General features: G+C 65.4%; 14 protein-coding genes and 2 tRNA genes. 2 read left to right on the forward strand and 14 right to left on the reverse strand.

What is annotated here, in order from left to right:
* Positions 1-118: 118 nt before the first annotated feature.
* The 8 genes from I6E04_RS01375 to yedF all read right to left on the reverse strand — a co-directional run bounded on the left by I6E04_RS01375 (position 119) and on the right by yedF (position 8,965).
* Complete coding sequence (locus I6E04_RS01375; RefSeq protein WP_235421359.1) at positions 119-2,557, reverse strand: xanthine dehydrogenase family protein molybdopterin-binding subunit; 2,439 nt, start codon at positions 2,555-2,557, stop codon at positions 119-121.
* Between the two features lie 3 nt (positions 2,558-2,560).
* Positions 2,561-3,115 carry a (2Fe-2S)-binding protein gene (locus tag I6E04_RS01380; RefSeq protein WP_235421360.1) on the reverse strand — a complete coding sequence of 185 codons (555 nt, stop codon included), beginning with the start codon at positions 3,113-3,115 and terminating at the stop codon, positions 2,561-2,563.
* Positions 3,112-3,963 (reverse strand): FAD binding domain-containing protein, encoded by an 852-nt coding sequence (locus I6E04_RS01385; RefSeq protein WP_235421361.1) that lies wholly within the window; start codon positions 3,961-3,963, stop codon positions 3,112-3,114. Before I6E04_RS01385 ends, I6E04_RS01380 begins: the two co-directional genes overlap by 4 nt.
* Positions 3,964-4,216: 253 nt before the next feature.
* Positions 4,217-5,572, reverse strand: coding sequence for an NADP-specific glutamate dehydrogenase (gdhA, locus tag I6E04_RS01390; protein ID WP_235421362.1), 1,356 nt, complete (start codon positions 5,570-5,572; stop codon positions 4,217-4,219).
* 213 nt (positions 5,573-5,785) lie between these two features.
* Positions 5,786-6,844 carry a selenide, water dikinase SelD gene (gene selD / locus I6E04_RS01395; RefSeq protein WP_235421363.1) on the reverse strand — a complete coding sequence of 353 codons (1,059 nt, stop codon included), beginning with the start codon at positions 6,842-6,844 and terminating at the stop codon, positions 5,786-5,788.
* 45 nt (positions 6,845-6,889) lie between these two features.
* Positions 6,890-7,132: a DUF3343 domain-containing protein gene (locus tag I6E04_RS01400; protein ID WP_235421364.1), complete on the reverse strand. Its 243-nt coding sequence runs from the start codon at positions 7,130-7,132 to the stop codon at positions 6,890-6,892.
* Positions 7,122-8,291: an aminotransferase class V-fold PLP-dependent enzyme gene (locus I6E04_RS01405; RefSeq protein WP_235421365.1), complete on the reverse strand. Its 1,170-nt coding sequence runs from the start codon at positions 8,289-8,291 to the stop codon at positions 7,122-7,124. The genes I6E04_RS01400 and I6E04_RS01405 overlap by 11 nt, the downstream gene beginning before the upstream one ends.
* Before the next feature lie 32 nt (positions 8,292-8,323).
* A complete protein-coding gene (yedF, locus tag I6E04_RS01410) occupies positions 8,324-8,965 on the reverse strand; it encodes a sulfurtransferase-like selenium metabolism protein YedF (protein WP_235421366.1) in 642 nt (213 codons plus the stop codon).
* 242 nt (positions 8,966-9,207) lie between these two features.
* Here yedF and I6E04_RS01415 point away from each other — a divergent pair.
* Both I6E04_RS01415 and I6E04_RS01420 read left to right on the forward strand, forming a co-directional pair.
* Positions 9,208-9,284, forward strand: a tRNA-Pro gene (locus I6E04_RS01415).
* A gap of 5 nt (positions 9,285-9,289) precedes the next feature.
* Positions 9,290-9,363: transfer RNA gene (locus I6E04_RS01420), tRNA-Gly, on the forward strand.
* Between the two features lie 445 nt (positions 9,364-9,808).
* On the opposite strand, the gene I6E04_RS01425 is transcribed toward I6E04_RS01420, so the two are convergent.
* The 6 genes from I6E04_RS01425 to modA form a co-directional block, all read right to left on the reverse strand.
* Positions 9,809-10,978, reverse strand: a complete 1,170-nt coding sequence (locus tag I6E04_RS01425; protein WP_235421367.1) for an MFS transporter — start codon at positions 10,976-10,978, stop codon at positions 9,809-9,811.
* A 97-nt stretch (positions 10,979-11,075) separates the two neighbouring features.
* Positions 11,076-11,846, reverse strand: a complete 771-nt coding sequence (locus I6E04_RS01430; protein ID WP_235421368.1) for an acyl-CoA dehydratase activase — start codon at positions 11,844-11,846, stop codon at positions 11,076-11,078.
* Positions 11,847-11,916: 70 nt separating this feature from the next.
* Positions 11,917-13,092 carry a double-cubane-cluster-containing anaerobic reductase gene (locus I6E04_RS01435; protein WP_235421369.1) on the reverse strand — a complete coding sequence of 392 codons (1,176 nt, stop codon included), beginning with the start codon at positions 13,090-13,092 and terminating at the stop codon, positions 11,917-11,919.
* A gap of 151 nt (positions 13,093-13,243) precedes the next feature.
* Positions 13,244-14,323, reverse strand: coding sequence for a sulfate/molybdate ABC transporter ATP-binding protein (locus I6E04_RS01440; protein ID WP_235421370.1), 1,080 nt, complete (start codon positions 14,321-14,323; stop codon positions 13,244-13,246).
* The gene (gene modB, locus I6E04_RS01445; RefSeq protein WP_235421371.1) at positions 14,323-15,819 is read right to left on the reverse strand and encodes a molybdate ABC transporter permease subunit; all 1,497 of its coding nucleotides are present in this window, start codon (positions 15,817-15,819) and stop codon (positions 14,323-14,325) included. Before modB ends, I6E04_RS01440 begins: the two co-directional genes overlap by 1 nt.
* Positions 15,820-15,939: 120 nt before the next feature.
* On the reverse strand, positions 15,940-16,800 hold the full coding sequence (modA, locus tag I6E04_RS01450; RefSeq protein ID WP_235421372.1) for a molybdate ABC transporter substrate-binding protein: 861 nt from the start codon (positions 16,798-16,800) through the stop codon (positions 15,940-15,942).
* Positions 16,801-16,831 lie beyond the last annotated feature (31 nt).

The raw sequence follows: 16,831 nt of genomic DNA on the forward strand, positions 1-16,831 counted from the left end.
CAACAAGTTCGCGACAAGTTTGTACCTGGCACCATCTTGTCGCCCGCGGCTTACGACCGGGGCGCCCCGACAAGTTTGTACCTGGCACCATCTTGTCGGGCACCATCTTGTCGCGGTGCTACTTGCCGGAATCCTCCCCGAACAGCGCCTTCTCGGGCGTGATGGGAAGCGTGCGGATGTAGTGGCCGGTGGCATGCGCGACGGCGCTCGCGATGGCAGGGCTCGGCGTGTTGATGACCACCTCGCCAATCGACTTGGCGCCGAACGGACCGGTCGGCTCGTAGCTCGGCGCGAACTCCACGCGGACCCGCGGGATATCGAGACGCGTCGGCACCTTGTAGGTCATGAACGAACGCGTGCGCATGCGACCGCGCGCGTCGTACTGGACGTCCTCGGTGAGCGCCATGCCGATACCCTGCCCGATGCCGCCCTCTGCCTGCACGCGGGCGAGGTTCTCGTTGACGACCGTACCGCAGTCGACCACGCTCACGTAATCCACCACGGTCACCTTACCCGTCGCCTTGTCGACGTCGACCTCGGCGATGCCGCTCATGAACGGCGGAGGACTCGTCGGAGAGCTAGCCGCGGCGTGCGCGGTCAGGCAGTCGCCGTCGCCCCCCGCGACGAGCTTGTTGGCGAGCTCGGTCAAGGTCATACGGGCGATGGGCTCCGCATCGGGCGCCGCCTGGGCCATATGGTAGGAGCGCGCGATGGCCTCGACGTCATCGTAGATGCCCGAGAACTCGGGGCGGTCGGCATCGTCGGGCACCTCGAGCGTTCCGGGCGCGTAGGCGAGCAGCTCCTCGCCGTCGAACAGCACGTCGTCCACGTTCACGCCCATGAAGCCGGCGGCGCGGGCGCGCAGCTCGGCGATGAGCTTCTCGGACGCCTTGAGAACGGCCATACCGGTCAGATAGGTGCTCGCACTCGCGTACGAACCGGTATCGAACGGTGACACGTCGGTATCGACGCCGTGTACCACGATGCGGTCGGTGTCGCAGCGCAGCGCCTCGGCGGCGAACTGCGCCAGGATCGTGTCGCAGCCGGTGCCCATGTCGGTCGCGCCGATGGACAGGGTGTAGAACCCGGTCTCCTCGACGCGCAGATCGACCGAGGCGATATCGATCTTGGCGATGGCGGAGCCCTGCATGGACAGCGCCACGCCCAATCCGCGCACGCGATCACCCAGATCGCGGACGAGCGGCTTGTCGGACCATCCGATCATATCCATCGCGCGGCGCAGGCATTCGGCGGCGTTGCACGAATAGAGCTCGTTGTCGTCGTATTGCGCCAGACGCTCGCCGGGCGTGACGAGGTTCTTAAGGCGAACCTCGCAGGGATCCATGCCGAGCCGGTCGGCCAGCTCGTTGACGGCGGACTCCACGGCGAACAGGCCCTGGGTGGCACCGTAGCCGCGATAGGCGCCCGCGGGCATCGTGTTGGTGTACACGACGTCGAAGGAAAAGCGGCTCGCCTTGGCGTGGTTGTACAAAGGCAGGCTCTTGTGGCCGGACAGGCCGACCGTCGTGGGGCCGTGCTCACCGTATGCGCCCTGGTTGGACAGGGTGTGCAGGTCGATCGCGACGATCGTGCCGTCGTTTTTGGCACCCAGGCGCACGTGCATCTGCATCTCATGGCGGGAGTTGGACGAGGCGAGCGTCTCCTCGCGGGTGTAGATGATCTTGCTCGGACGTCCGGTCTTATACGTCACGAAGGCGCAGAAGATCTCGTTGCAGCCGCTCTGCTTGGCGCCGAAGCCGCCGCCGATGCGCGGCTTGACCACGCGCACGCGGGACTGCGGGATGTCGAGCGCGCCGGCGACCATGCGGCGCACATGGAAGGGCACCTGCGTGGAGCTGGTCACGGTGATGCGCCCATAGGCGTCGATCTCGGCGAAGGAACGGAAGGTCTCCATCATCGCCTGGGCGTCGGCGAGCGTGTGGTAGGTCTCGTCGACCACGATATCGCACTCGGCGAAAGCGGCATCAAGGTCGCCATGCTCGGAGAGGCCCGACGCCACGACGTTGTTCATGCGGTCGTTGTTGATCCACGCGCCGTTGACGTGGTAGTTATCCTCGGTGTGGATGACGACCGGGTTACCCTTGGCCTGCGTGAAGTCGAGCACGGGCTCCATGACCTCGTAGTCGACCTTGATGAGCTTGAGGGCGCGATCGGCCGCGTCGTCGGTCTCGGCGGCGACGATGGCAACCTCGTCGCCCACGTAGCGGACGACCTCGTCGAGGATGAGGCGGTCGTAGGGGCTCGCCTCCGGATAGCTTTGGCCGGCGAGGGTGAAGCGCCTGTCCGGAACGTCGCGATAGGTGTAGACGGCCGCGACACCGGGAACCTTCATGGCCCGCGAGGTATCGATATCGCGGATCCGCGCGAAGGCGTACGGGCTGTGGAGGATCTTCACCGTCAGCGTATCGGCGGGAACGAGGTCGTTGGTGAACAGGGGCTTGCCGGAAAGCAGCGCGGCGGCGTCCTTCTTGACGGTGCGCTCGCCGATGCGCTCGAGATTCGCGCGCTCGGCCTCGCGCGTGACGATCATGCTCATGGACTACTCCCCCTCTCCGACGATCAGGCCGCACGATGCCGCGCCCTCGGGCAGCGACGGAAAGCGGCTCGCCATGTAACGGCGGATGGCGCGGCGCTGGCTCGTGTACCCGGTGCAGCGGCAGAGGTTGCCGGCCAGATAGGAGTCCATGTCCTCATCGGAGGGCATCACGTGCTCGACACCCTGCTCGGCGGCACGGTCGCGGATCTCGCGCTCCATGGCGAGCACGTTCATGATGAGGCCGGGCGAGCAGAAGCCGCACTGCTCCGCGCCCTCCTCGGCCATGCAGCGGGCGAAATCGGCGGACTCGGCCTGCAGGCCCTCGAGGGTGGTGACGTCGTGGCCGTTCGCGCGCATCATGGGCACGGCGCAGGACAGGACCGCGCGCCCGTCGAGCCACACCGTGCACAGACCGCAGTTGGTGGTCTCGCACGCGCACTTGACGGACTTGCAGCCCTGTTCGCGCACGAACGCGAGCAACGACATATCGGGTGCCACGCTGGCGGCGACCTTCTTGCCGTTCAGCGTGATCGAGATATCCATCAGCTTATCGCTCATCGGATCGCCTCCTCGTGAGCGCAGGCGGCACTTGCCGCATCGCGGGCTTCCTGCGTCGCATACGGGGCCGCCGCGACGATGGCGCGGGCGGCGAGCACACCGGCGAGATGGCGGCGATAGCGCTCGGATCCCCAGATGTTCGAGCTGTACGCGAGCCCGCGGACCGCCTCGATGGCGCCGGCGAGCTCGCCGGCGGTGGGCTCGGCGGACGTAACGCCGAGTTCGGCCCCGGTGAGCAGGCGCGCCTTGGCCGGACGGGCGCCGACGGCAAGATGCCAGTCGTTATCCCAATACGCCGCGCAGGTGTTGATGGTCGGAAAATCGGTCGCGGCCTTGCGCACGCAGCGGTACGCGGCGCGGTAGTCGTGCTTCTTGATGATCACATGGGTGAGGATATCGAGCTCGTAGGGCATGTCGACAAACGTCGCGAGCGGCACGCGTCCGGCCTCGGCGAGCTCGACCTCGGCGTCGAGGGCGAGCAGCGCGCACAGCACGTCGGAGAAGCCGAACCGTCCGAACACGCTGCCGCCGACGGTCGCGAGCTGGCGGAACTGCACACCCACGATATCGTGGACGGCGGCGGTCAGCACGTTGCCGGTAGCGGCGTTGAGTGCGGCGTCGCATTCGAGCTGGCGCAGGGTGACGTAGGCGCCGATGCGGAACTCGTCGGCGGTCTCCTCGATCGCGTCCAACCCGCAATCGGAAAGATCGATCACGCAGGGCACCGTGCGCTTGGAGAGACGCATCCACATCCCGCCGCCCATGACCTGGGCACCCTTGCGGAACCTGAGCACCTCCAACGCGTCGTCGATGTTCGCCGCACGGACGAACCGTTGGAACTTGAGCATTCCTCCCCCATCTCTCATACGGGATATTCCAGACCCAGTGTACCGGAGAATGCCGAAGTTATGTGACGAGGGCCGTTCCCGCATCGCAAGCGCATGATTAACCCGCCCTGGGGATCGGGCACATTCGGCGCAAAGCAGGCGACCGCACTGCGACGAACACGCCCGTACCCCATGGAAGGACCCCCATACATGGGAAGACCCCGCACGCGGCGAGACGTGCGGGGTCCTCGAAGGGGTGTTTGCGGAAACGCGCTTAGCAGATGCCCTGGGCCATCATGGCGTTGGCGACCTTGAGGAAGCCGGCGATGTTGGCACCCGTGACGAAATCGCCCTCGTGACCGTAGGTACGGGCGGTGTCGTCGACGTTGTGGAACATGCCGCGCATAAGACTCTCGAGCTTGCCGTCGACCTCCTCGAACGTCCAGGAGAGATGCTCGGCGTTCTGGCTCATCTCGAGGCCGGACACGAGCACGCCACCGGCGTTCGCAGCCTTGCCGGGCATGAAGGCGACGCCGTTCTCTTGCAGGTAGATGGTCGCATCGGGCGTGGTGGGCATGTTCGCGCCCTCGCCGACGACCTTGCAGCCGTTCGCGACGAGCGTCTTGGCGTCATCGAGGTCGAGCGTGTTCTCGCGGGCGCAAGGCAGGGCGATATCGCAGGGAAGCTGCCACACGCCGCGGCCGTCGCCGGCGTGCCAGACCGCGTTCGGGCGCTGGTCGACATACATCGCCAGGCTCACGCCCTGGTCGTGACCGGAACGCTTCTGGTTGTAGATGTCCTCGAGCACCGTGTAGTCGATGCCGTCGGGGTCCTCGATCCAGCCCTTGGTGTCGGACGCGGCGATGACCGTGCCGCCGAGCTGGGCGACCTTCTGGATCGCATAGATCGCGACGTTGCCGGAGCCGTGCACGACGACCTTCTTGCCCTCGAACGAATCGCCGCGGCTCTTGAGGTACTCGTCGACGAAGTACACGAGGCCGTAGCCGGTCGCCTCGGTGCGGGCGAGCGAGCCGCCGAAGGTGAGGCCCTTGCCGGTGAGCACGCCGCTCCACTCGTTGCGCAGGCGCTTGTACTGGCCGAACATATAGCCGATCTCGCGGCCGCCCACGCCCAAATCGCCGGCGGGAACGTCGGTGTCGGGGCCGATGTGGCGCGAAAGCTCGGTCATGAAGGACTGGCAGAACGCCATGACCTCGCGGTTGGACTTGCCCTTGGGATCGAAGTCCGAGCCGCCCTTGCCACCACCCATGGGCAGCGTGGTGAGCGCGTTCTTGAAGATCTGCTCGAAGCCGAGGAACTTGAGCATGCCGAGGGTGACCGTGGGGTTGAAGCGCAGGCCGCCCTTGTAGGGGCCGATGGCGGAGTTGAACTCGACGCGATAGCCGCGGTTGACCTGGACCTTGCCTTCGTCATCCACCCACGGCACGCGGAACATGAGCACGCGCTCGGGCTCGACGAGGCGCTCGAGCAGCGACTCGGCCTCGAACTCGGGATGGGCGTCGAGCGCAGGCTGGATGGTCTCCAGGACCTCGATGGCAGCCTGTAGGAACTCGGGCTGATCGGCGTAGCGATCGCGCAGCTCGGCGATGACCTTCTCGGAATACGTCATAGGTAGTCCTCCCCTGTACTGTCTCTGGAATGCGCACCCATACTACTACGCAAAGGAAGGACTTTATTTCATCAAAGTATATGGAGGATTTCCGCACGATGAAGTTTTGGCAGCTCACGCCCTATGCGCTTGCAGTGATGTTGCTAAAACGTTTCACGCGTGTTTCCCTACGTTACAGAGGAGGACGGGTATGCAGCGCCGGGGGCGATCGTCCTAGCGACCGCGGCGCACCCGCACGCGCGCCGCGCCCTCATAGGGCCGGACCTCACCGATGCGCTGCACCGCCGGCACGGCAGGGGTCGCCGCGGCAAGCGCGCGCTCGAGCGCGTCGGCATCGGCCGCGTCGACGGCGAACAGCAGGCCGCCCGACGTCTGGGGGTCGAACAGCACGTCGGCGACGGCGAGCGGCACGTCCGCGTCGATATCCACCTCCGCCTCGGCGAACCGCCGGTTGCGATAGACGCCTGCGGGCAGGATGCCCATGGCGGCGAAGTCCAGCACGCCGGGCAGGAACTCGAAAGCATCCGCATGCAGCACGATGGCGGCATCGGAACCCTGAGCGAGCTCGAGGGCGTGTCCGAGGACCGCGAAGCCGGTGATATCGGTGCAGGCGTGCACACGATATGGACGGGCGATCTCGGCAGCTGTGCGGTTGAGCGTAACCATGACGCCCTCGACGAGCGCGCGCTCGTCCTCCCCCGCAAGCTCCCCCTTGAGCGCCGTGGTCAGAACGCCGATGCCCACCGGCTTGGTGTACAGCAGCACGTCGCCGACGCGGGCGGTATCGTTGCGCAGCAGCTCGGCAGGATCGATCACACCTGTGACCGACAGGCCGTATTTCGGCTCGTCGTCGTAGATGCTGTGGCCCCCGGCGACGCTGGCGCCCGCCTCGGCGACTTTGAGCGCCCCGCCGCGCAAGATCTCGCGAACGGCATCTTTGGGCATATCCTCGGGCACCGCCATGATGTTCAGCGCCGTGATCGGCGTCGCGCCCATCGCGTAGATATCCGATAGGGCGTTTGCCGCCGCAATCTGACCGAACGTGAACGGGTCGTCGGCGATCGGCGGGAAGAAGTCGAGCGTCTGAACGATGGCGAGGTCGTCGCGCAGGCGATAGACGGCGGCGTCGTCGGCATGGTCGAACCCCACGAGCAGATTGGGGTCCCGGGTCTGGGGAAACCCTTCGAACAGCTGGGCGAGCTCGCCCGCCCCGACCTTCGCGCCGCAACCCGCGCACTCCGCGAGCTTCGTCAATTTGACCTCGGTTTCCATGGAACGGTACCTCCTCGAATCGCGGCGCGCGCCGACGCACGGCCGCTACAGCATGATGCGATGGATGCCCTCGGGTACGAGATGCCCCTCGACCGCAGCGTTGAACGAAGCCAGAACCCCGTCTTCGGGCGGCATGGCCCACGCGAGGCCGCATTCCGAATCGATCTCGACGGGCAGTGGGATGATACGGCCCGGCACCTGGGCCTCTTGGCAGAGTCGCTCGGCCTCCATCGCATCGAACGTGCTGGCAAACGAGACGACGATGCGCTCGACGCGCTCACGCCCCATACGCGCCACTCCCCCCAGCAAGCTCGTCCGCGATCCGGGTGAGCGCGGCGATCGCGACGTCGACATCCGCCGCATCGGTATACCACCCGAACGAGAAGCGCACCGCGCCGGTCTCGAGCGTGCCCAACGCCGCATGCATGCGCGGCGCGCAATGGAGCCCCGCACGGGTGGCGATATCGAATTCGCATGCAAGGCGATCCGCCAAGCTCGAGGAATCGATACCCGCCATATTGAGGGCGACCACGCCCGTATGGTCATGCCCGTCGTCGACGCCGTACACGGTGATCGACGGGATCGCCGCGACGCCCTCGACGAATCGCTCGCGCAGGGCGCGCTCGTGCGCCTCCACCCGATCGATGCCGAGCGCGAGGAGGAACTCGAGAGCGGCGTCGAGCCCGGCGAGCCCGTGGGCGTTCATGGTACCGGCCTCGAGATGCTCCGGATAGCTCGAAGGCTGGAAGGGATCAGCGCTTTTGACACCCGTCCCCCCGTGTACGAGCGGTGTCAGCTCGAGGTCGGGTGCCACGGCGAGTCCGCCGGTGCCCTGCGGCCCCATAAGGGCCTTGTGCCCGGTAAAGCAGATGATATCGGCACCGAGAGCGGCCATATCGACCGGAAGCGCGCCGAGCGTCTGGGAGGCGTCGAGGATGAAGCGCGCGCCGTGCGCGTGTGCGGCGCGCGCAATCGTCGCGGCGTCGGTGATCGCGCCCGTGAGGTTGGAGGCATGGGTCGCCACCACGGCGCGCGTGTTCGGTTGGAACAGGCCCTCGAGCGCCTCCATGCACAGGCGTCCCGCGCGATCGGCGGGAACGTAATCGAGCTCGATGATGCCGCGCCGCTCGAGCTCATGCAGCGGACGGAGCACGGAGTTATGCTCGAAGTCGGTGGTGATCACATGATCGCCCGGGCGAAGCAGGCCGAAGATCGCCGTGTTCAGCGCCACGGTGGCGTTGTGCGCGAAGATCACGCGCTCGGGATGGCGAAAGCCGATGAGACGTGCGAGCTTCACGCGGGCGCCGGCCACCGAGCGGGCGGCGGCAAGGTCGTCGGGTGACGCGCCCCGCGAGCAGCTGCCCGCTCCGGACATCGCCGCCACGACGGCATCGGCGACCGCAGGAGGCTTTTGAATCGTGGTCGCGGCGTTGTTCAGGTAGATCATGGATGCAACTCCGTGCTGTTCGATACGGACCGTTACAGGGTCACGATCTTGTCGGGGCCGAGCACGAACTCCGAGATCGCGTACAGGTTGGTCACGCCGCCGACGGCGAGCTTGTCGCGCAGGCCATGGAAATCGAGGCAGGTGCCGCAGGTCAGCACCTCGCAGCCGCGACGCTCGAGCTCGCGGACGTCGTCGACGAGCTCGGAGCCCTCGCAGGTGAGCGCGGCGCCGTCGTTGAAGAAGACGATGCGATGCGGCGGCTCATCGGCCTGGGACATGGCGTAGACGAGCCCCTTGATCAGGATGTGGCCGAGCTCGGCGGCACCCTGGCCGAGCGCCTTGGATCCGACGAACACGGTAACCTGCTGGCCGACAGCGATCGGCTCGGGAACCGGACAGGCGATGCTCGCCTCGACGAGCGCCGCATCGTCACCGGCGGGATTCTCGGCAGCCTCGGCGGTGACGTCCGCGATCGTGACCGCCCAGCCGCCGTCGATCTCATCGACCGCGACCGTGCCCCGCTTGCTCGTCGCGAGGCGTTTGAGGTTCTCGACGGCGACGGTGTTGTCGACGCATACGCGCACCGAGCCTTCCGATGCGGGGTCTTGCAACGCCTTCATGGCGCGGATCACGGGCTTCGGACATGTTTCGCCGAACGAATCGATCTCGATCATGGGACAGGCTCCCTTCATACAATCTTGCGTTGAGGATAGTTTATTATCGAATTATTCATTTGCAAGGATAAAGCATCGAGTCGTCGGCGGCCGGTCGCCTGGGATTGCCGAACGATCGACGGTACGAGGCAGGAACTTTTGTCGTCCTCGTGTATTGCTGTTGCCCGGATGGCCGTGGTGGCCTATACTCGTTAGGCCTTGGGACTAGCACAGGTCGAAGACCGCTAGCTGCTCAACACCTTCGGGACGTGGCGCAGTTTGGTAGCGCGCCTGCTTTGGGAGCAGGATGTCGCAGGTTCGAATCCTGTCGTCCCGACCATATCTGCGGGCGTAGTTCAATGGTAGAACCCCAGCCTTCCAAGCTGATGACGCGGGTTCGATTCCCGTCGCCCGCTCCACAAGAAACGCAGGCCAGACGCGTAAAGCATCTGGCCTGCTTGCGTATCTAGATGCCCTGGGCCACACCGGGGGCCAAGCGCGAAGCTTCGTCAGACGTGATTTCTCGTCCTCCGGCAACTAGAACCCTCGCGTGACATTCGGCGCACCCACGTGACATCGGAAACCCCCATGCGACACCCGACGCCCCTGCCCGACATCCGACACCCTCAAGCGACACCGAAGACCTCCACGCGACACAAGCGGCTGTATGCGGAGCGTTCGTGTCAGATGGGGGTTTCCGATGTCGGAGCGGGGCCCCTCGCGTCAGACGGGGGCTTCCGCGTCGGAGCGTGGCCCTTCGCGTCATGGAAGAACGTGCACTTCGTCCCGCGTCCACCAAACGTAGGTGCGACGATCAGCCAGCCCGATTGCGTGAAATCAGGACACACGTAATCCCGTATCCCGTTAAGCGCGACGGGTCACGCGGTTCGTCCATTCGGCGGCGATGATCATGGCGAGCAGGAACACACAAAGATAGACCGGGTAGAGCTCTACCGAGATCACCTGAGCGAGCACGCCGAACGCAGGCGATGCCACCAGATAGCCGATATAGGCGATCGCCATCTGCATGCCGGTCAACTCCAACGCGACGTCCTCTCCGAAGCGTTTGGGCGTCGCATGGATAATCGAGGGGTAGATGGGAGCGCATCCCGAACCGATCAGCACGAGCGCGACGGGCAGCAGATGACGCAAGCCGGGCACGAGCATCACCACGACGCCCGCGGCGATCAGAATCTGGCCGAGGCGGATCATCTGCTCGTCTTTCAGCCGCATGGTAAGAAATCCGCTCACGCCGCGCCCGACCGTGATGCCGATGTAGAACAGGGACGCCCAGCTCGCGGCCGTGCTCGCCGAGATGCCGCCCGCGAGGGTGCAATAGGTCGCCGCCCAGTTGCCACACGTTCCCTCGACGGAGCAGTAGCAGAAAAAGCAGATGAGCACCGGCACGACACCGCGCACGCCGAGCAGCTCACGGCGCGTGCGACGCGCCCTCCCCTGCACTGCGTCGCCGCTCGCCTTATGCGGGAGCTTCCGATCCTTCCAAAGCGGCAGCGACAGCGTCAGCACCGCGACGATCACGAGCTGCGCGATACCGAGCACGCGAAAGCCGTCGTTCCACGTTCCGGTTCCAAGGCACATCGACATGATGACCGGACCGCCGCTCGCGCCGACGCCCCACATGCAATGAAGCCAGCTCATGTGCTGGGATTTATAGTGCACCGCAACATACGCGTTGAGCGCGGCGTCGACCGCCCCTGCCCCCAGACCGTAGGGAATCGCCCAAAGGCACAGCTGCCAGAACTCGCCGGAGAGCGAGAAGCCCATCAGGGCGGCGGCGGTCAGCAGCACGCTCGTCGCCGTCACGCGACCCGTGCCGAACCGGTCGACCACGCGCACCGACATCAAGCTCGACACGATCGTTCCCGCCGAGATGATCATGCTGACGGCGCCGACCCACGAGAGACCGGCGCCCAACGCTGGCGCCATCGTGGGCCACGCCGACCCGATCGCCGAGTCGGGAAGTCCAAGGGCTATGAACGCAAGGTAGATGATAGGAAGTAAACCTGCCGGCATGACGCCTCCGAGCAACATCTTGTTTGAACAACTCGGCATCGTAGCACAACAGGACAGATGTGATTTCCTCTGACGAAATTTAACCTGCGGTGTGATTTCACCTGGCAAGCGCTCGATCGGCGGCGCCGAGGGCGCCGGCGTAGCGCGCTTCGGGACACGTCGTCACGGGGGCACCGAGCGCGTCTGCGAGCCGCTCGACCACGAAGGCGTTGTCGCACAGCCCTCCGGTCAGGAAAAACGGACCCGCGGGCGACTGCCCAGCGAGCGCTGCGACGCGTGCGACCACGGAATCGATCACGCCACGCGCGATATCGGCGCGCGGCACGCCGCGACCGACCAGCGAGATCACCTCGGACTCGGCAAACACCGTGCACATGCTCGAGATCTTGGTCTCGGCACCCTCACGGGCCAAACGAGCCATCTCCTCCTGCGACACGCCGAGACGATCCGCCATGATCTCGAGGAACCTACCCGTTCCGGCGGCGCACTTGTCGTTCATGGTGAACTTGACGACACGCCCACCCTTCAGCTGGATGACCTTGGTATCCTGGCCGCCGACATCCACGACGGTTCCCTGTGGCCCGAACAGGCGCGCCGCACCGATGCCGTGACAGGTGATCTCGGTCACAACCTTATCGGCATACGGCACGGCGATGCGTCCGTATCCGGTCGCCACGATCCGAACGGCATCCGATTCGACATCGTACCCAGCGGCAGCCAACGCACGCGCGACGCGATCGGCGGCGTCGACACTCGAATAACCCGTCGGCATGAGCTCGCTATGCACCAGAGCGCCGTCGTCGTCGAGCACCGTGACCTTCGTCGCCGTCGACCCGATGTCGACACCGATTCCGTATCTGCTTCCCATCAGTCCGCCCTTACAGCCTTCCCCCGTGCGGCGTCCGAAAGCGATTCCGAGCGCCGCACGGCGACAACCCTTACAGCGTCTCGATGAACGCGGCGATACGCGTGTCGATCTGACCCTGATCTCCTGCACTGTAATCGGTCTCGATCTTCATGTACGGAACACCCGCCCCCTCGATGGCGCGCTCCATGAGCGACGCCTCGACATTGAAGGTGTGGCAGGCCGTAAGCACGCTTTCGATCACGCCATCGACGCCGTACTTCTCGACCATCTTGAGCGTATTGTCCATACGACCGGCATTCGGCGTCATGACGGAGCAGTTGATATCGAGATAGCGGTCGGAGATGGCACGCAGGATGTCCGGCGCCTCCTCGTCGATCAGGCTCGCCTGCGTGCGCTCGCCCGAGCAATCGTCCGCGCACACGACGACACCTCCGTTGCGCTCGATCGTCCGACCGATCTTGTTGATCACGCCACCGATGGGACAACCCGTCACGAGCAGGCGCTTGGCATCGGCGGGCACCGGGCGCTCCCCCGCCTCGTACTGTGCACGGCGCTCGGCGGCAAGCGCCTCGAGCTTGGTCGTGAACTCCTCGACATCGAAGCTGAACGTCGCGGCGAACATCGTGCTCATGAGCTCCACGCCGCTCATCGCGGGCGGCTCGGCGGCCTGCAGGTTGTAGAGCGCCGTCATCGCCCGGCGCATGCGGTTGCGACGGCGGACGGCAGCTCGCAGGTCGTCATCGGTGATGGCGATGCCGTAGAGCTCCTCGAGCCGCTCCTTGAGCAGGCGGCACTCCTCATACCAGGCGTCGCGCTCGTACGCGCGATCGCGACCCTGCGGTAGATGCAGGATGTGCGTCGGCTTGAGCTCGTCGAGCAGCTCGTACATCTTCTTCTTGCCATCGCAGGTCGTCTCGCCGACGATGATGTCGGAAAAGAAGGTGAACGGGCACTTTTCCGAGGATGCGAACCCGTAGGTCGACTTGATCAGGGGGCAGAGATTCGCCGGAAGCGTCACCTCGGCCGCCGGAATGACCTCGTCGGAGGTGCCGCAGAGCGCCACGCCCGACGCGCCGGCGGCATCGATGATCTCGAGCGGGGTGTAGCTGCAGAGGTATCCGACCAGGCGGCCACCGGCCTGCTTGAAATCCTTCACCCGGATGAAGCTCGCACGACGTTGTTCGTTGAACTCCTCGAAGGTGCGAGGCAACGGGTAGCGGTCGGCGTTCGTCTCGGTATCGCCCATGGCTGGTCCTTTCACGTCATACGGTCACGAGCGATACGATGATAAATTATCCTTGCAAAACTTCATTCTTTGAAAACTATAATTGCGAGCTGGCAATCGGCGAACGGTATATGCATCTCGCGTGAGCATACGCCTGACGTGATATCACCTGTCAGCGGGTGACGAGATGGATCCTTCGCGCGTCGAAATGCATCCGAAGCACGTCACCTTCGTGCGGCAAGCTATCCTCGGGCACGTCGATCTTGCGCAAGCGCCACTGAAGACGGCTCGGCGCATCCTCGCGCGGCACATCGAGCAGCACCAGCCGCTCGAACCTCGAATCGCTCACGCGCGCGACACGCAGATCGTAGCTGTTGCGGCCGCGCTCCCCTTCGGGCCGCACCTTGTCCTCATGGAAGTAGCTCGCCCGGATCCCGAGGTATGCCACATCGTCGGGTACCTCGCGACCCACGTCGAACGTCATGCCCCAGTCGAGCGCGCGCACGACGGTGGGGGCGACCTTGATCGCGGGGCTCGTGTTCTTGCAGCCGGTCAGGCGAAGGGTGGCAAGCGACTGCGGATGCGCCATGAGCTCATCGGGTCGGTCGATCTCCTCGACCCGCCCATCGTGCATCACGACGATGCGCTCGCACAGGCGACACGCCTCGTCGATATCGTGGCTCACGTAGAGCACGGTACGGTTCACGACGGAGAACACGTCGAGCAGGTTCTGCTCGAGCGCGCTTTTCAGATAGGAATCGAGTGCGGAGAACGGCTCGTCGAACATGAGGATGCGCGGCCGGGCGGCGAGCATGCGCGCCAGCGCCACGCGCTGCTGCTGACCGCCGGACAGACGCGTCGGATAACGGCCGGCGAGGTCGGACACGCCGAAGATCTCCAAAAAGCGCATGGCGTCGGCGCGCTGCCGGTCCCGCCCGATCGAGCCGGCCATGCCCGCGCGGACGTTATCGAGCACCGTCAGGTGCGGGAACAGCTGGTAGTTCTGGAACAGCAGGGCGCATGTGCGCTGCTGGGGCGTCAGATCGATACCCGCCTCGGAGTCGAAGAAGGTGATGCCATCGACGACGATGCGCCCCTCGTCGGGCGTGTCAACACCGGCGATGCAGCGCAGCGTGCAGCTTTTGCCGCATCCCGAGGCGCCGAGCAGGCCTATGCGCTCCTCCCCCGCCTCGAAGGCGACGTCGAGCGAGAAGCCCGGATAGCGTTTCCTAATCGACAGGGACAGCGACATCAGCTTGACCTCCCCTCATCGCCGGCGGACGCTGGATCGGGATCTACCAGCAACGCGGCCAGAGCGTCGCGGTCGATGCGAACCGCATCGCCGCCGTGGGCCTCGAGCCCATCCGCCACCGCCGGCATGTCGGCGCCGCGCGAGCGCCGGGCACGCCGCGACCCGCGCTCCCGATAGCGCTGGGCGCGGGCGGTGTAGAGGTTGATGAACAGGATGACCAGGAAGCTGAACAGGATGACGACGATGACCCAGAACAGCGCGACGTCGGTGTTGCCGCTCATCCACTCGAAGTAGATGGCGATGGGGATCGTCTGCGTCACGCCCGTGTAGTTGCCGGCGAAAAACAGCGTGCAGCCGAATTCGCCCATGGCGCGCGCGAACGCGAGCACGGTGCCGGCCGCGATACTCGGCCAGGCAAGCGGCAGCATGATGCCGGTGAAGATGCGACGCTCCGACCATCCGAGCGTGCGCGCCGCATCGAGCATCTGCTCGTCGAGCGCCTCGAAGGCGCCGAGTGCGGTGCGGTACATGAGCGGGAACGACACGACGATGGCACTGATCACGGCGGCCGGCCAGGTGAACACGAGCGCGACCCCGTGGTCGATCAGCCAACGTCCCACAACCGTGGACTGGCCGAACAACAGCAACAGCAAAAAGCCGCATACCGTGGGCGGCAACACCATGGGAATCGTGAACACCGAGTCGAGCAGGCCTTTGAGCCGACTCGAGGTCCCCACGGTCTTCCATGCGGCGAGCAACCCCAGCACGAAGGTCACCGCGAGCGCCACGCCGCTCGTCTTGAGCGAAACCCAAAACGGGCTCATATCCAAATCCGCGAAAAACGACATGAGCTCGTCTTGCCATGAGGGCGCCGTCGTCGTGGCAATGTCGGCGGCAGCGACGAGACGCGCGTCGTCGACCCACAACACCCCATCGCCCAAATCGAGCCCGCTCGTCGCCGCGGCCTCGGAAGGCGTCGAGCCCGCTGGGATGTCGGCGGGCTGCACGGACGTGTAGCACCCGTCGCCCGCCTGCGCACGGAATATGTAGCGATACGGACCCTCGACCGTCTCATCGGACGTGGTCACCGTCCAGCCCCCGGTTGCCGAGCCAAGGAGTGACCCGCCACGCGCCCGGTCCTCGTCAAGCTCAATGATAAGATCCGTGAGTGCCCGCACGTCATCGGGGTCGTCGGCGTCAAGACCGGCCTCCGCGGCCGCCTGCTCATCGACATGCACCCACACGGCGCCAGGCGTGTTCACGACCACCACCGTGCCGCCGTCCGCCACCGGGAACCGATATCCGAGGTCCGTCCCGTCGACGAGCCGCTGCGCACCCTTGTTGTAGCGCGTGAACCCCTCCAGGCCGAAACCGGCCTGCTCGTCGACGGCGGAACCCTCCTGGGTCCCACCCGCGACGGCATCGCCGGCCCAGGCGCGCGCCGGGACGCACGCAAACGAGAGGATGCACGTCAAGACGAGCACGAGGGCCGGCAAGCACGCGCTCCGGCATCTCCATCCCGTTCTTTCGGCCACCGCCATCACCTTTCACGAAGTTCTCAGCGACAAGATTGTACCTGGCACCATCTTAGATTGTACCTGGCACCATCTTGTCGGCTACGCCAGCTCGAAGCCGTACTCGGCCCAAACCGCCAGCGCGTCCTCGTCCGTCATGCAGAACTCCAGGAAGTCGGCAGCGACCTCGGCGTTTTTAGAAGAGGAGGAGACGGCGCCCGGGTAGACGATCGCCTTGTGCGAATCGTCGGGGCAGGTGTAGGCGACATCGATGCCGTCATAGCGGTACACATCGGAGCTGTAGACGAATCCGATGGCGCAATCGCCGGTCGACACGTACTGCGCGGCGGTACCGACCTTGTCGGCGAGACTCACCTTGTCGGCGATGCTCGAGGCGTACGAACCGCCCTCACCCTCGGCATCCGAATAAAGTCCCACGCTCGCAAGGGCCTGGTTGGCGTATTTGCCCGCGGGCACCGCGCCGGGCTCCCCGATGGCGATCCTGCCGTCGACGGACGCGACATCCTCGAGGGATGCGATCTGGATATCCGAACCCTCACCGCGCACGATCACCAGGTCGTTCACGAACATGTCCTGACGGGTCGATTCATCGACCAGGCCGCCCTCGGCGGCATCGTCCATCGTACCGGCGGAGGCGGTGATGAGGATATCGACCGGTGCCCCACCGCGCATCTGCTCGACCAGATCGCCCGACCCCTTGTACTGGGTGTCGGAAAACGTCACGCCGGTCATCTCGGTGTAGAGGGCTTCGACCTCGGGCAGCGCCTTCTCGAGGGAGTTGGCGGCGAAGATCTGCAGCTCGACGGTGGATTCGCCATCGTTTGCGGCGGCTTGTGTCGATCCATGCCACGCCGTGTTCGAAGAGCACCCGGCAAGCGCGAAGGCGAGCGCGCCGGCGCATCCGAGCACACAGACGAAGCGGCGTGATATCGAGATGGACATGGATCGATCCTTTCTCCTCATCTCGTTTCGG

This window comes from Collinsella tanakaei (assembly GCF_021531055.1).
GTDB lineage: Bacteria > Actinomycetota > Coriobacteriia > Coriobacteriales > Coriobacteriaceae > Collinsella > Collinsella tanakaei_B.

Excerpts from the sequence above, each read along its gene's own strand:
- I6E04_RS01375 (WP_235421359.1), bottom strand. The coding sequence starts at position 2,557 with ATGAGCATGATCGTCACGCGCGAGGCCGAGCGCGCGAATCTCGAGCGC.
- I6E04_RS01380 (WP_235421360.1), bottom strand. The coding sequence starts at position 3,115 with ATGAGCGATAAGCTGATGGATATCTCGATCACGCTGAACGGCAAGAAG.
- I6E04_RS01385 (WP_235421361.1), bottom strand. The coding sequence starts at position 3,963 with ATGCTCAAGTTCCAACGGTTCGTCCGTGCGGCGAACATCGACGACGCG.
- gdhA (WP_235421362.1), bottom strand. The coding sequence starts at position 5,572 with ATGACGTATTCCGAGAAGGTCATCGCCGAGCTGCGCGATCGCTACGCC.
- selD (WP_235421363.1), bottom strand. The coding sequence starts at position 6,844 with ATGGAAACCGAGGTCAAATTGACGAAGCTCGCGGAGTGCGCGGGTTGC.
- I6E04_RS01400 (WP_235421364.1), bottom strand. The coding sequence starts at position 7,132 with ATGGGGCGTGAGCGCGTCGAGCGCATCGTCGTCTCGTTTGCCAGCACG.
- I6E04_RS01405 (WP_235421365.1), bottom strand. The coding sequence starts at position 8,291 with ATGATCTACCTGAACAACGCCGCGACCACGATTCAAAAGCCTCCTGCG.
- yedF (WP_235421366.1), bottom strand. The coding sequence starts at position 8,965 with ATGATCGAGATCGATTCGTTCGGCGAAACATGTCCGAAGCCCGTGATC.
- I6E04_RS01425 (WP_235421367.1), bottom strand. The coding sequence starts at position 10,978 with ATGCCGGCAGGTTTACTTCCTATCATCTACCTTGCGTTCATAGCCCTT.
- I6E04_RS01430 (WP_235421368.1), bottom strand. The coding sequence starts at position 11,846 with ATGGGAAGCAGATACGGAATCGGTGTCGACATCGGGTCGACGGCGACG.
- I6E04_RS01435 (WP_235421369.1), bottom strand. The coding sequence starts at position 13,092 with ATGGGCGATACCGAGACGAACGCCGACCGCTACCCGTTGCCTCGCACC.
- I6E04_RS01440 (WP_235421370.1), bottom strand. The coding sequence starts at position 14,323 with ATGTCGCTGTCCCTGTCGATTAGGAAACGCTATCCGGGCTTCTCGCTC.
- modA (WP_235421372.1), bottom strand. The coding sequence starts at position 16,800 with ATGTCCATCTCGATATCACGCCGCTTCGTCTGTGTGCTCGGATGCGCC.